Source organism: Mycobacterium paraense (genome assembly GCF_002101815.1).
Classification (GTDB): Bacteria; Actinomycetota; Actinomycetes; order Mycobacteriales; family Mycobacteriaceae; genus Mycobacterium; species Mycobacterium paraense.
On sequence record NZ_LQPM01000010.1, the window covers coordinates 48,215 to 61,395 of the forward strand.

Genomic DNA, 13,181 nt, shown 5'->3' on the forward strand with positions numbered 1-13,181 from the left:
CGATGAGAATCGCGATTACCGGGGCCAGCGGCGTGCTCGGCCGCGGCCTCGCCGCCCGGTTGCTCGCCCAGGGCCACGATGTCGTCGGCATCGCCCGGCATCGCCCCGAAAGCTGGCTCAGCGCCGCCGATTTCGTCGAGACGGACATCAGGGACGCTGCCGCGGTCAGCCGTGCCCTCGCCGGTGCCGAGGTCGTCGCGCACTGCGCCTGGGCCCGCAACGTCGAGCGGGTCAACATCGGGGGAACGCGCAACGTTCTCGACGCGGTCGCCGGAACCGGAACCCGGCGCATCGTTTTCCCGTCGTCGGCGCACGTCTACGGCGGGGGAGACGCGCCCAAGACCGAGCATGACGCGAGAATGCCGCTGAGCGCCGACGGTCGGCACCAGGCCCGCGTCGAACAGATGCTGGAGGATTCGGGCCTGGAATGGATCGCCATCCGCTCCGCGCTGATTCTCGGCCGCGGCGTCGACAACTGGGTGCGCCGGCTGTTGGCATTGCCGGCCTTTCCCGGCGGGACGGCCGATCATCGCATGCAGGTCGTTCACCTCGACGACGCGCTTCGCCTCCTCCACCGGGCGATCGTGGACGCCGAAGTCGGCAGCGGCCCGGTCAATCTCGCGGCGCCCGGCGAACTGACGTTCCGGCGGGTCGCCGCGGCGCTCCGGCGCCCGATCGTGCCGCTGGGCGTGCGACCGGCCGAGCTGCAACTCGTGCAGGACGCCCCGTTCATGGATACCGCGCGGTTGCGCGAGCAGTGGGAATTCCGGCCGGCGTGGAGCTCCGCTGAGTGCGTCGAGGATTTCGCCCTCGCGGTGCGCGGCCGGGTCACGATTGGCAAGCGGGTGGTATCGCTGCCCTGGCGGATGACCAGCATCCAGGACCTGCCCGCCGTGGACGCGCCGAGCGAAGACGGCGTGAAACCCAATTGGGCCGGCCCCGCCGGGGATAACGGGGAGTTCGACACCCCGATCGACCCGCGCTTCCCCACGTTCCTGGCCACCAATTTGTCGGAGGCACTGCCGGGTCCGTTCTCGCCGGCGTCGGCGTCGGTGACCGTGCGCGGGCTGCGCGCGGGCGGCGTGGCCATCGCCGAGCGGCTGCGGCCCGGTGGCATCATCCAGCGCGAGATCGCGATGCGCACCGTCGCGGTGTTCGCCAATCGGCTCTATGGCGCGATCACCTCGGCGCACTTCATGGCCGAAACGGTGCCGTTCGCCAAACCCGCGACGATCGTCAGCAATAGCGGGTTTTTCGGCCCGAGCATGGCGTCGCTGCCGATCTTCGGAGCGGAGCGCCCGCGCTCCGAAACCGGCCGCCTCCGAAGGCAACTGCGGACCGTTCGCAACATCGGGGTATTCGGCGTCAACCTGATCGGCCTGTCCGCCGGATCGGCCGCCGATACCGACGAGTTCGTCGCCGATGTCGATCGCCTGGAGCGCCTGGCCGACGACGACCTCACCCGGCTGGAGGATCGCCGGCTGCTGAGCCTGATCGCGTTGGCGCGCGACGATGTGGTGCACGGCTGGGTGCTGGCCTCGGCATCGTTCATGCTGTGCGCCGCGTTCAACGTGTTGTTGCGCGGTTTGTGTGGGCGAGACACCGCCGCGCCCGCGGGACCTGAACTGGTCAGCGCGCGATCGGTCGAGGCCATGCAGCGGTTGGTGGTCGCCGCGCAGCGCGACCCGAAAGTGGCGGCGCTGCTTGCCGAACCGGGTGAGCGGCTGGGCAAGCTGGCCGTCGAGGCGCCGGAGTTTCACGCCGCGGTGCTCGCCGAGCTGGCGCTGATCGGGCACCGCGGCCCGGCCGAACTCGAGATGCTGTCGACCAGCTACGCCGACGATCCCGAGCTGCTCGTGCGGATGGTGACCAAAGCGATGAGCGCTCCTCCCGCACCGGAGCCAGAACCGGCCCGGATTCCGCTGCGGGCCAAGCCGATTGCGCGTCTGGCGGGACACCAACTTCGCGATCGCGAAGTCCGTCGCGACAAAGTGGTGCGGGCCAACTGGGTGCTGCGCAACCTGATGCGCGAGTACGGGCGCAGGCTGGTCGAAGCCGGCATCTTCCGCACCGCCGATGACGTGTTCTATCTGCTGGTCGACGAACTCGATGCGCTGCCGCCGGACGTCGGAAAGCTGGTGGCCGAGCGGCGGTCCGAGCAGCGCCGGCTGGCCGGCGTCGTCCCGCCGACGGTGTTCAGCGGGACCTGGCAGCCGACCGTGACGTCCGCGCCGGCGCTGGCCGGCGGCGACTCCCTGCGCGGGGTGGGCGTCTGCGGGGGTCGGGTGCGGGGCCGGGTGCGGATCGTGCGACCCGAGACGATCGACGACCTGCAGCCGGGCGAGATCCTCGTCGCCGAGGTCACCGACGTCGGCTACACCGCCGCGTTCTGCTACGCCGCGGCGGTGGTGACCGAGCTGGGCGGCCCGATGTCGCACGCGGCGGTGGTGGCGCGCGAATTCGGATTCCCCTGCGTGGTGGACGTCCAGGGGGCCACCCGCTCCCTGCCGCCGGGCGCGCTCGTCGAGGTCGACGGCGCCACGGGCGAGATCCGCGTGCTGGAAGTCTGATCCCGGCGGCCGCGCGTCGATCAGGGAATGTCGGTCGCCAGGAACGTGAGCGGCAGGCCCAACACCGACAGGTCGATTTCGTCGAGATGGGAGCCCTCGCCCGCGAAGCTCTGCTTGAACCGCGTCGTGGCTCCGTAGCGCTCGGCGACGGCTTCGGCCGCCGAGGCCGCCGGCACCCGGATCACCACGCTGTAGACGCCGTCGCCGTGCGCGCCGAGGAACTCGTTGACCGAAGCGGCCACCGGCCCGGGGGATTCGGCGATCGGGCTGATCAGCTCGATACCGCGATTCCAGTCGAGGTGGATGTCCAAGCCGAGTTCGGTCAGCTGGAAGTTCTCGAAGACGAAGCCCAGGTCGGTGAACAGTTGCGCGGCGGCGGCGTGCCGCTCGGGCGCCACCGCGAATACGACGTGATGAAGCGACGATTGGTTGTCCGCCGTCATGGCACGTCCTTCAGCTGGTTGTTAGCACTCCGCGTGCAGTATGCCGCATTACGGATGCGGCGCCGGTTGCTGATGCCCCGCGGCCTGCCGGGCCAGCCGTTCGTTGTGAATCTTGACGAGTTCGCGGAATCCGAGCCGGTGGTATTTCGGGATCGGCTGGATGCCCCAGACGTCCTGCGCGGTCGCCTTGCCCTCGGCGCCCTCCGGCGGTCCGAACGGCGGGTAGGGATACTTGCACTCCAGGGTGTCGTTGGAGTACCGGATCTTCAGCAGCTCGCTGCAGATCTCGGTGAGGCTGAGTGTGGGGTAGCCGTAATAGACCGCCATGAAAGGCAAGGTGAACGCGCCTTCGATCACCAGAGCCACCAGGCAGACCAAGACGGCGCGTTTGATCCACCGATGCATCCGTGCGTAGTAGGGCGTGGTTCCCGGTTCGAGATCGGCGGCGGGGCTTTGGTTTTCGGCGGCTGAGGGTGCGGTCATCGCAATGCTCCTTGAAGCTAGTCGGTGAAGATTTCGCGGTTGACGGTGTGCAGGTACGGGATCGCGAGGAACGGCGTGATGTAGAAGATGTCGTAGAGCCACCAGCCGATGACCGGGAAAACCACACCGGCATAACGCACGTCGGCGAACATGGTCATGTTGAACACGTAGGCGGACCAGATCACCACGCCCATCCAGCAGGTGATCACCATCCACTGGTGGCCCCACCGCTTCATCTGCAAGAACCCGATCGCCGCGGCGACGCGCATGGAGAACACCGTGAAAATCAACCCCGCCACGTAGGCCTTCTCGCCGGGCCCCGCCGCGCCGCCAACCCAGAGCTCGTTGTAGTGCCAGAAGTAGCCGCCATCGAACATGTTGCCCCACCCGACCATGAGCACGCGGTTGATCAACGTGTGGTTGGCGACCAGGTCCAGGGCCCAGCCCAGGCTGTTGAGCATCCCGTCGATCAGGACGAGATAGCCGATGAGCGTCACGATCATCGGCCGCACGGACAGGCCGGCGCGCAGCGCTTGGCGCTGCAGCCACACCCCCCGCATGAAGATGGGGAATCCGATCAGACCCGGGGCCCACATGCCCATCAGGGCCGCGCCGATGATCATCCACTTATCGGCGCGGCGCTGAGCCTGCCGGGATTCGTCGTGGTGCTCCTCGAGGCCGACCGAGGGTCTGTTGGCTGAAAGCCGGTTGAGCAGAGGAAGGTTCACAGATCCCACCACCCCCGGGCAAACGACATGTAGAGCTGGATTCCGAACATCGCCGCCAGGTAGCCGTAGATGAGTATTTGGAAGACGATGAGGGCCCGCTTGCGTTTCTGCTCCTTGAGATCCATGCCAATCGGCTCCTTTCTAGCTCAGCGTGTTCGAGGCGTCGGTGGCGACCAGGCTGGCCGCCGCGACTTCACGTAGACCGTCGGTGATGGCGCCGTCGGTACTCAGCGGCGCGAGTATGCAGGCCTCCGCCGCATCCAATTCGGTTGCGCCGGCGGCGATCAGCTGCGCCGCCGTGACCAGGACTCGCGTCGACGGGGGCTCGAAGTGGAAGGCATCGTCGGCCGTGCGGATCGCCAGCGCGCAGCCGACGAGCCGCCGCGCGGTGTCCATGGGAATTCCGGCCTCGGCGACGATCACTTCGGCCTCGCGGTCGGGCGGCAGATACCGCATCGCGAGCGTGACGAACCGTTGGCGGAACGACGGTTTGAGTTCCTTGAGCGAGCTGCGATATGCCGGGTTGTACGAACACACCAGCATGAACTCCTCGGGCGCCTCGACCACCTCGTTCGCGCGGTCGAGGTACAGCGAGCGCCGGTGATCGGTCAGCGAATGCAGGATGGCCAGCGAGTCGTGGCGCGCCTCGACGACCTCGTCGAGGTAGCAGATCGCCCCGGCCTTGACGGCCCGGGTCAACGGGCCGTCGGTCCACACCACGTCACCGCCGGTCACCATGAACCGGCCGACGAGATCCGAGCTGGTGAGATCGTCGTGGCAGCTGATGGTGACAACGGGCCGTCGGAGCAGCACCCCCATATGCTCGACGAATCGCGTTTTGCCACACCCGGTCGGACCGGTGAGCATCACCGGTATGCGCCGGCGGAACGCCTGCTCGAACAGCTCGACCTCGTTGCCGTGCGCGAAATACCTGTGGCCGGCGTTCATGCGGTGACCAATTCGCGATGGACATGAGCCAGTACCCGCGGCAGCTCCTCGATTCGCCGGATCCGTTGGGAGCGGCGAGATCCGAACACCTCCGGGAGGGGGTCGACTCTCGTCGGTCCCACCCCGACGTAGTAGACCGACACGCCGGCGTCGTTGGCCTCCTCGACGGCGTGCGCGGAGTCGGCCCAGGCATACCGGCCCTCATAACCCTCGTCGGAGATCAGACCGTCGCCGATGACGATCAGCAGGCGCCGCTCGGAGGGCTGCGCCAGCAGCCGGCTCGTCAAATGGCGCAGCGGCGCACCGAGTCTGGTGTATCCGCGCGTGGACAGGCCCAGCCCGCTCGGTGGCACGAATCGGCGGTCGTCGAAGTCCTTGAGGCAGCGCACCTCGACTCGATGGCGGGTGTTGCCGGTGAAGACGAACACACCGTGCCGCTCGCGCGCCAGCGTCATGGCGCGGGACAGTGCGTCGGCGCAGGCCAGCTCCAGCTGGAAGATCCGCCCGCCGTGCACCCCCAACGACGAACTGCCGTCGAGGAGCAGAGCGGTGGTGACGTCGCGGCCGCTGGGGAGCAGGTCGCGGAATATCCTCGGCTCCTTGGCCTCGCCGGTCGTGAGATCGATGTAGTGGCTGACGTATTGGTCCACGTCGAGGTCGGCGCCGTCTTCGAGGCGGCTCGTCATCGCACGGTGAGTGTGCTCTTCGAACCACTTGCGCACGTCGACGCTCACGGGGGCGGCCGGGTCGACGCGCCGGACGTCCGCACTCTCGACGACGGCGACGTGGTCGTGCAGGAAGCGCTGCGTCCACGCGTTCCATTCGGGGTAGGGGATCCCGGGCCGATGTTCCGGGGTGACGTCGAGGTCGTTGTCCTGCGGCCGGCTGGGCGGCGGCAGGTTTGGGTTGCGGACGCCCCCGTCGCCGCCGACGGGAACCGAATATGGCCGCGGCAGACGCTGCTGCGTGGTCGTCCACGGCATCCTGCCAAAGCTGCGGCGCAATCTGTCGGCCCATCCCTGCGGCATGGTGTGGGCGAGCGGCAGCGTGCCCAGCAGTGGATGAACCGTCAGCGCCCGCCCCGTGGCCGCCAGCGCGATCGCGCGGTTGAGCATCTGCTCCGCAGTCATGTCACCGGCTTCGGTCTGGACTTCCGGGAGCACCCGCCGCGCCTCGGTCAGCAGGCCCGGCCAGCGTGACGCCATCCAGCCGAGGGCGACGCCGCCTTCGACAATCGCGAGGGCGCGCAGCTCGCGGGTGGACAGCTCGTGCAGCCGATATCCGGTGATGCGCTCCTTGGATGGCGAACATTGCAGGGCGACACCGCATGTCAGGGTCCTGCGTGTCCAGCCGGACACTGCCGGGTGGGGAACATGAACGAACATCAGGCTGGCGTTCAACCCGAAGGCGCGGCGTGCACCGGTGACGAGCCGGGCGCCCTCGCGGCGCCGCTCGCTCAGCGCGACCGCGGTCACGGCGCAACTCCGTTCGAGCGCCATCGCCCGTACGTCGGAGCCGTCAGCCATCGCCGGCATCGCTCAGAACGTGCCGATGTTGGAGAACAGCCAATACCAAAACCAGATGATCAGGCCCGTGCCGCCCCAGGCGGCGACGTAGCGAAGGATCTCCCACAGATAGCCCACGATGTGACCTCCTCAAGGACGTGGTGAATTTCGGCTCGCGGCTCTCAGTCGGAGAAGAGCTCGCGGTTGACGGTGTGCAGGTACGGGATCGCCAAAAAGGGGGTGATGTAGAAGATGTCGTAGAGCCACCACCCGACGACGGGCAGCACGACGCCGGCGAAACGCACGTCGGCGAACATGGTCATGTTGAAGACGTAGCCGATCCAGATGACGACCCCCATCCAGCAGGTGACCACCATCCACTGGTGGCCCCAACGCTTCATCTGCAGGAATCCGATGGCCGCGGCGATTCGCATCGTGAACACCGTCAGGATGAGGCCGACTTCCCAGCCCTTTTCGCCGGGCCCCGCCGCGCCGCCTATCCATAGCTCGTTGTAGTGCCAGAAGTAGCCCGCATCGAACATGTTGCCCCAGCCGTTCAAAAGAACGCGGGCCAGCAGGGTGTGGTTTGCGACGAGGTCGAGCGCCCATCCGACGGTATTGATCGCGGCGTCGATGATGACGAGGTAACCGAGCAAGGTGACCAGCATCGGCCGAACGGAGAGGCCATCGTGTTGCGCCCGGCGCTGCAGCCGCACACCCCATCCGAACAGCGGCAGCCCGAAGATGCCCAACGCCGCGGTGCCGATCAGGAGGCTGCCGGAAATGAGCCACTTGTCGGCCTGACGCTGTGCGCGCTGCGATTGCTCCATGTGCTCGTCAAGCGTGAGCCCCATAGGCGCCGATTCGCGCTGGCGCAGCTTCGGCAGATTCACGAACCCTCCTCGTCATCGAAGCTGATCGGCAGGCTCGTGCACTATAACAGGCTGACTTAAGTCAGCATAAGGGGCCGAGCATTGGGGGCATATCGCGCGCGGTGTGGACGGTATGCCTTTGTGGCACCGATATCCAACGCGGCCGAGCGCACATGCGAGGCGGCGATGGGAGAATCGACTGACAGAAGTCAGGACGATTGTCGTTGACATCATCTCAAGGACGTGCCTACGCTCGGGCGCTCAGCCATGTGGATGCATGCAAAGGAGTAGCGATGGCGCTCAAATCGCCGACCGACAAGAAGTATCGCGTCATCCAATGGGGCGTAGGCAATGTCGGGACGGTGGCGCTCCGTCATTTTGCGCACAACCCCGCCTTCGAGGTGGTCGGGGTGCTCTGCAACCGCCCGGAGAAGGTGGGCAAGGACGCCGGCGAACTCGTCGGCGTCGCGCCGATCGGGGTGCTCGCCACGACCGACAAGGCGGAGATCGAAGCCCTCGATGCCGATTGCGTGTTCTACGCGCCGCTGTGGTCGGATCCCGACGAGGTCTGCCGTCTGTTGCGTTCGGGCAAGAACGTCGTCGCATCGGGTGGCGCGTGGTGGTTTCGGACCGAGCACAGCAAGGCGGACATCGACAAGATCGATGCGGCGTGCCACGAGGGCGGAACATCTTTCCACGCGGGCGGGGTCAACCCCGGCTTTGCCGGAGATCTCCTCGTCCTGACGCTGGCCCGCATCGTCAGCCGGATCGACGCCATCCACATCTACGAGGTGGTGAACTTCGGCAAGGACACCTTGAAGTACCTGCACGAAATGGGGATGGGGAACACGCCCGAAGAGTTTTTGGCGGGGCCGAACCTGCTCGGCAACGCCTGGCCACTGTTCGCCCAGTCGATGGCCATGGTGGTCGACGGCCTCGGGAAGACGGTCGAGAAGTACACCACGGACGTCGAACTGGGAACGGCGATCCGCGACATCCCCTATGAGGGCGGCCCGTCCAGCGACATGCCGGGCTTCAAGGGCTCGATCAAGAAGGGCACCGTCGCCTCCCAGCATCACCAATGGACGACGTGGGTCGACGGCAAGCCCCTCATCACCTTCCACGAGATGTACACGATGGACGAATACGATGCCATTGAGCCGCAGCCGGATTGGGGCGGCCACTATCACTACCGCATCGTGATCGAGGGCGACGAGCCCACCGAGTTGATTTTGCAGGCGCCGGCGGATCCGCAGGGCAATTACCCCAAGCCCGGCTACACCTGGACCGCGATGGGCCCGGCGAACACGGTCCCGGCCGTGTGCGACGCCGCCCCGGGGTTCCTGACCCACAAGGAACTCGGGTTGGTGCCGCTGCGCGGTGTGGTGCGCTAGCGGCGTAAGGCGTTGCGGCTCAGGGCTTCAGACCGCGCAACGTCCGCGCGACGTAGTCTTCCAGCAGGGCGTGGCCGGTCGGCCAGTGGTTGGTGGTGATCAACAGGGCGTAAAGACCTAGCAGGAAGAACACCGCGCTGTTCATCGGATCGGCCTGCGAATCCGCCTCGCCGCGTTCTTGGGCAAGCGCAATTTCCTGGGCGACCAAGACGATCAGGGGGTGATCCCTGCCATCTTCGGTCTGGGGGCGGGTCTGGGAGAAGTGCAGCGCGAGAAAGTCGTTGAAGAGCAGATCGCCCAGCCGGCGCTCCAAACCGACCACCAGGCGGACCGCCTCATTCAATGCGGAGGCAAGGTCATGCTTGGACTTCAGGAATTGCGCGAACTGCTTGGCTATGCGTTCCTCTTCGCGGTGCTCCAGCTCCAGCAGGACGTGCTCCTTGGTGGGAAAGTGGAAAAAGAACGTCCCGTGGGCGACTCCCGCGGCGGCCACGATGGCACCGACGTCTGCCTCGGCCATCCCGGCGCGGGCGAACTCCGCGATGGCGGCGCCCATCAAACGCTCCCTCGTCTGCAGCCGCTTGGCTTCTCGAGCCGACAGCCGATCCGCCACAGCCATTTCTTTCCTCACGATTGACCTGACTCATGCCACACGTTGTGGGCTAACCCCGCCATTATGCCGTGTTCCGGCCAAAAAGGCTTGCACAACTTGATCATTGTCGGATCGTAGCCGCCACAGCGAATTCTCACCGCCTATATTCGTTGACTTTAGTCAGTAAGCGTTCCTAGAGTGAATCGCGCACGCATCACCCGCGGTCGAAGGAGCCCGGCATGGCATTGGAGCAATTCCGCCTGGATGGACAGGTCGCGATCGTCACGGGTGCCGGGAAAGGTGTGGGCGCAGGCATCGCGCGGGTCTTGGGGGAGGCCGGGGCCACGATTGTGGGAACCGCGCGCACCGAGGCGGATATCGTTGGCACCATTGAGGGTATCGAGGCCGCGGGCGGCAAGGGCCTGGCGCTCGTCGCCGACGCGATGAGCCGTCCGGACGGGGAACGCGTCGTGAACACGGCCATGGAGCGCTTCGGCCGCATCGATATTCTCGTCAACAATGTCGGCGGTTCGACCTACGCGCGATTTTTGGACATCACCGACGAAGACTTCCGGCACACCTTCGACTGGTGTGTGACGTCGGCTTTCATCATGAGTCAGCTCGCGGCGCCGCACATGCTCAGCGCAGGGCGCGGTTCCATCATCAACATCTCCTCGGGCTCCGCGAGATTCGGCATCCGTGCGCTGACCGCCTACTGCGTCGCCAAGGGCGGCCTGGAAGCGCTCACCCGCGCCATGGCACAGGAACTGGCCCCGAAGATTCGCGTCAACGCCATCGCCCTGGGTTCGTTCGCCACCGACGGCCTTCGGGGCAGCCTGGACCTGATGCCCGGGTCGCTGGAGAAGATGCAGGAGGCCACACCCCTGCACCGGCTGGGCGACGTCGAGGATCTCGGACGGCTCGCGGTGTATCTCTGCACGCGCGATTGCTACGCGACCAACGCGATCTTCCACGTCGACGGCGGCATCGACTCGAACAACTCGCCCCTGCCGATACCCGATTACTGACATGATCGGTCATCACCCACCGCTGGAAGGACGAGGGCAACCGTGCGCAGAGTCATTCAATTCTCCACCGGAAACGTGGGACGCCATTCGTTGCGGGCCATCATCGGCAGGCCGGACCTCGAACTGATCGGCGTGCACGCGGCCAGCGCCGAGAAGATCGGCCGGGACGCCGCCGAACTCTGCGGGCTGGACAAGCCGACCGGCATCCTCGCCACGGACGACATCGACGCCCTGGTGGCCCTCGGCGCCGACTGCGTGGTGTACACCTCGCAGGGGGAGACCCGGCCGATGGAAGCGATCGAGCAGATGGCGAAGTTCCTCGCGGCGGGCTGCAACGTCGTCGGCACGTCGATGGTCTGGCTGGTCACGCCTCACCACGCCGACGACTGGTTGCGCGAGCCCCTGCAGCGCGCCTGCGCGGCCGGCAACGCCTCCCTCTACGTCAACGGCATCGACCCCGGTTTCTCCGGCGATACATTGGTGCACTCGGCGGCCAGCCTGACCACGCGGGTCGATTCGATCACGGTCCAGGAGATCTTCGACTACGGAAACTACGACGACGCCGAGTTCACCGGCGCGGCAATGGGATTCGGCACGACACCGGATGACGACTCGCCGATGATGTTCCTGCCTGGCGTGATCGTGGCGATGTGGGGCGGCCAGGTCCGCAGCCTGGCGGACCATCTCGACATCAAGCTCGAGGACGTGCGCCAGCGCATCGAACGCTGGTTCACGCCCGAGCGGATCGAGTGCACCATGATGACCGTGGAGCCGGGACAGATGGCCGCGGTGCGGTTCGCCACCGAGGGCGTTCGCGACGGCAAGCCGGTGATCACCCTCGAGCACGTCACCAGGCTCACCCAAGCCGCGGCGCCCGACTGGGAATTCCCGCCTGAGGGACACACCGGCGTCCACCGCGTCGTCGTGGAGGGCGAACCGCGGGTGGAGATCAACACCCATGTTTCGCACCCCGTTTTCGACGCCACCGATGCCGGCTGCATCGCGACCGCGGGCCGGGCCGTCAATGCGATCGACTGGGTCTGCAGCGCGCCCCCGGGACTGATCGGCGTGGAAGACATCCCGCTCTCCGCGACCATGCGCGGCCTGATGTGGAACGAGCAGTAGGTGGGACGCGTTGCCGGTAAACGCATTCTGATCACCGGCGCTGCCCGGGGTATGGGGCGCAGCCACGCGCTGCGACTCGCCGAGGAGGGCGCGGACCTCGTCCTGGTCGACATCTGCCAATCCTTGCCGCAGATCGAGTACCCCTTGGCCACCGAAGAGGAGCTGGCCGAAACGGTAAGGCTGGTAGAGAATTTCGGCCGCCGCTGTTGCAGTCGCATCGTCGACGTTCGCGACGAGGCGCAATTGCGCTCCGCGGTCGATGAGGGCGCCGGCGAGTTGGGCGGCCTGGACGGGGCGGTCGCCAACGCCGGTGTGCTCACGGTGGCGCCCTGGGACAAGACGACCGCCGATCAGTGGCGCACGGTGGTCGACGTGAACCTCATCGGCGTGTGGAACACCTGCGCGGCCGCCATACCGCACCTGCTCGACCAGGGTGGCGGCAGCCTGGTCAATGTCAGCTCTGCCGGTGCCATCAAAGGCTTTCCGCTGCAGACGCCCTACACCGCCGCTAAGTACGGCGTCGTCGGTTTGACGCTGGCGCTGGCGAACGAGTTGGCCGCGCAGAACGTGCGCGTCAACACCGTGCTTCCCACCGGGGTGCCCACCGGGATGGTTCCGCCGTCGTTCGGGCCTCTGCTGGGTGAGCAGCGGTCCGACCTGATCCCCATCTTCGTCAACGCCATGCCCACCCCGGCCGTGGCGCCGGCCGACGTCAGCAACGCGGTGCTGTTCCTGCTATCCGATGAGTCTCGTTATGTGACGGGCCTGCAGTTCAAGGTCGACGCCGGGGTCACCATCAACTAAATCGTTCACAGTGGCCAGCTATCCGGCCCGACCTCGTAACGCAGCGGCGCGGCCGGCGGCAACGGCTGTCGCTCGTTGACCGATACCGCATCGACGACGAGGGCGACATAGCGTCGCCAGCCGTCGGAGCCCGCATCCATGGTGGCCAGCACGCTGAAGAGCATCGCGATCAGGCGGGGCAGGTCGTCGGTGACCAGGTCGGCTCGGATGCTGCCGACGCGCTGGCCTTCGCGGGCCAGCTCGTCAAGCGCCTGGTTGAGCGAAACCGAGATATCGGACGTGAGCGAACCGGCCCGGCGCGCCGCGGTCAGCAGACTGTGTTCGCGGGCGCCCAGCGATATCGCGGCTTCGATCAGCTGGGTGAGGCCGCGCAACGGGTCCTCGGCGCGCCGGGCCTTGTCGATTACCGGCGTGAGATCCTCCGCGATGCTCTGATCGAGGGCGGCGCGGACCAGGTCGGCCTTCGTCGGAAACCTGCGGTAGAGGGTTCGTTCACCGACGCCCGCGCGGCGCGCGACGGCCTCGACCGGTGCGTCGGGCCCGTACTCGGCATAGACGTCTCGCGCCGCGCGCAGTATGCGCTCGACATTGCGCGCCGCGTCCGCCCGCAATGGCCGGTCGTCAACCCCGGACATGGGGACAGCCTAACCGACAGTTGACTGCCACCAAGCGTGCCTTTACGCTCTATA

14 protein-coding genes are annotated in these 13,181 nt (G+C 66.8%); 5 read left to right on the forward strand and 9 right to left on the reverse strand.

Features of this window, described 5'->3' with window-relative positions; translation table 11 throughout:
- Positions 1-2: 2 nt before the first annotated feature.
- A complete protein-coding gene (locus AWB89_RS09070) occupies positions 3-2,570 on the forward strand; it encodes a sugar epimerase family protein (protein WP_085172996.1) in 2,568 nt (855 codons plus the stop codon).
- A gap of 20 nt (positions 2,571-2,590) precedes the next feature.
- On the opposite strand, the gene AWB89_RS09075 is transcribed toward AWB89_RS09070, so the two are convergent.
- From AWB89_RS09075 to AWB89_RS09100, 7 genes are all read right to left on the reverse strand, one after another.
- A complete protein-coding gene (locus tag AWB89_RS09075; RefSeq protein WP_085172998.1) occupies positions 2,591-3,013 on the reverse strand; it encodes a hypothetical protein in 423 nt (140 codons plus the stop codon).
- 48 nt (positions 3,014-3,061) lie between these two features.
- Positions 3,062-3,496, reverse strand: coding sequence for a hypothetical protein (locus tag AWB89_RS09080; RefSeq protein WP_085104784.1), 435 nt, complete (start codon positions 3,494-3,496; stop codon positions 3,062-3,064).
- 17 nt (positions 3,497-3,513) lie between these two features.
- The gene (locus AWB89_RS09085; RefSeq protein WP_085173000.1) at positions 3,514-4,224 is read right to left on the reverse strand and encodes a hypothetical protein; all 711 of its coding nucleotides are present in this window, start codon (positions 4,222-4,224) and stop codon (positions 3,514-3,516) included.
- Positions 4,221-4,349 carry a hypothetical protein gene (locus AWB89_RS28265; RefSeq protein WP_263993100.1) on the reverse strand — a complete coding sequence of 43 codons (129 nt, stop codon included), beginning with the start codon at positions 4,347-4,349 and terminating at the stop codon, positions 4,221-4,223. Before AWB89_RS28265 ends, AWB89_RS09085 begins: the two co-directional genes overlap by 4 nt.
- Before the next feature lie 16 nt (positions 4,350-4,365).
- Positions 4,366-5,172 (reverse strand): CbbQ/NirQ/NorQ/GpvN family protein, encoded by an 807-nt coding sequence (locus tag AWB89_RS09090; protein WP_085173001.1) that lies wholly within the window; start codon positions 5,170-5,172, stop codon positions 4,366-4,368.
- Entirely contained in the window at positions 5,169-6,698 is a 1,530-nt protein-coding gene (locus AWB89_RS09095; protein ID WP_085173520.1) for a nitric oxide reductase activation protein NorD, read from the reverse strand. Before AWB89_RS09095 ends, AWB89_RS09090 begins: the two co-directional genes overlap by 4 nt.
- Before the next feature lie 161 nt (positions 6,699-6,859).
- The gene (locus AWB89_RS09100) at positions 6,860-7,531 is read right to left on the reverse strand and encodes a hypothetical protein (RefSeq protein ID WP_085173522.1); all 672 of its coding nucleotides are present in this window, start codon (positions 7,529-7,531) and stop codon (positions 6,860-6,862) included.
- A 311-nt stretch (positions 7,532-7,842) separates the two neighbouring features.
- Between AWB89_RS09100 and AWB89_RS09105 the strand changes: the two genes are divergently transcribed.
- Positions 7,843-8,943 (forward strand): NAD(P)H-dependent amine dehydrogenase family protein, encoded by a 1,101-nt coding sequence (locus tag AWB89_RS09105; protein ID WP_085173003.1) that lies wholly within the window; start codon positions 7,843-7,845, stop codon positions 8,941-8,943.
- A 19-nt stretch (positions 8,944-8,962) separates the two neighbouring features.
- Here the strand turns inward: AWB89_RS09105 and AWB89_RS09110 are convergent, their stop codons facing one another.
- Positions 8,963-9,562 carry a TetR family transcriptional regulator gene (locus AWB89_RS09110; RefSeq protein WP_085173005.1) on the reverse strand — a complete coding sequence of 200 codons (600 nt, stop codon included), beginning with the start codon at positions 9,560-9,562 and terminating at the stop codon, positions 8,963-8,965.
- 212 nt (positions 9,563-9,774) lie between these two features.
- Between AWB89_RS09110 and AWB89_RS09115 the strand changes: the two genes are divergently transcribed.
- The 3 genes from AWB89_RS09115 to AWB89_RS09125 are packed head-to-tail and all read left to right on the forward strand — an operon-like array spanning position 9,775 to position 12,492.
- Positions 9,775-10,563 carry an SDR family NAD(P)-dependent oxidoreductase gene (locus AWB89_RS09115; RefSeq protein ID WP_085173007.1) on the forward strand — a complete coding sequence of 263 codons (789 nt, stop codon included), beginning with the start codon at positions 9,775-9,777 and terminating at the stop codon, positions 10,561-10,563.
- 42 nt (positions 10,564-10,605) lie between these two features.
- The gene (locus tag AWB89_RS09120; protein ID WP_085104796.1) at positions 10,606-11,688 is read left to right on the forward strand and encodes an NAD(P)H-dependent amine dehydrogenase family protein; all 1,083 of its coding nucleotides are present in this window, start codon (positions 10,606-10,608) and stop codon (positions 11,686-11,688) included.
- Positions 11,689-12,492 (forward strand): mycofactocin-coupled SDR family oxidoreductase, encoded by an 804-nt coding sequence (locus tag AWB89_RS09125; RefSeq protein ID WP_085104799.1) that lies wholly within the window; start codon positions 11,689-11,691, stop codon positions 12,490-12,492. It begins immediately after the preceding gene.
- Between the two features lie 5 nt (positions 12,493-12,497).
- Here AWB89_RS09125 and AWB89_RS09130 read toward each other — a convergent pair whose 3' ends face one another.
- Positions 12,498-13,127 carry a TetR/AcrR family transcriptional regulator gene (locus AWB89_RS09130; protein ID WP_085173009.1) on the reverse strand — a complete coding sequence of 210 codons (630 nt, stop codon included), beginning with the start codon at positions 13,125-13,127 and terminating at the stop codon, positions 12,498-12,500.
- Positions 13,128-13,181 lie beyond the last annotated feature (54 nt).

What these genes read in the sequence shown, in the direction of transcription:
- AWB89_RS09070 (WP_085172996.1), top strand. Translation starts at nt 3, where the DNA reads ATGAGAATCGCGATTACCGGGGCCAGCGGCGTGCTCGGCCGCGGCCTC.
- AWB89_RS09075 (WP_085172998.1), bottom strand. Translation starts at nt 3,013, where the DNA reads ATGACGGCGGACAACCAATCGTCGCTTCATCACGTCGTATTCGCGGTG.
- AWB89_RS09080 (WP_085104784.1), bottom strand. Translation starts at nt 3,496, where the DNA reads ATGACCGCACCCTCAGCCGCCGAAAACCAAAGCCCCGCCGCCGATCTC.
- AWB89_RS28265 (WP_263993100.1), bottom strand. Translation starts at nt 4,349, where the DNA reads ATGGATCTCAAGGAGCAGAAACGCAAGCGGGCCCTCATCGTCTTCCAA.
- AWB89_RS09090 (WP_085173001.1), bottom strand. Translation starts at nt 5,172, where the DNA reads ATGAACGCCGGCCACAGGTATTTCGCGCACGGCAACGAGGTCGAGCTG.
- AWB89_RS09095 (WP_085173520.1), bottom strand. Translation starts at nt 6,698, where the DNA reads ATGGCTGACGGCTCCGACGTACGGGCGATGGCGCTCGAACGGAGTTGC.
- AWB89_RS09100 (WP_085173522.1), bottom strand. Translation starts at nt 7,531, where the DNA reads ATGGGGCTCACGCTTGACGAGCACATGGAGCAATCGCAGCGCGCACAG.
- AWB89_RS09105 (WP_085173003.1), top strand. Translation starts at nt 7,843, where the DNA reads ATGGCGCTCAAATCGCCGACCGACAAGAAGTATCGCGTCATCCAATGG.
- AWB89_RS09110 (WP_085173005.1), bottom strand. Translation starts at nt 9,562, where the DNA reads ATGGCTGTGGCGGATCGGCTGTCGGCTCGAGAAGCCAAGCGGCTGCAG.
- AWB89_RS09115 (WP_085173007.1), top strand. Translation starts at nt 9,775, where the DNA reads ATGGCATTGGAGCAATTCCGCCTGGATGGACAGGTCGCGATCGTCACG.
- AWB89_RS09130 (WP_085173009.1), bottom strand. Translation starts at nt 13,127, where the DNA reads ATGTCCGGGGTTGACGACCGGCCATTGCGGGCGGACGCGGCGCGCAAT.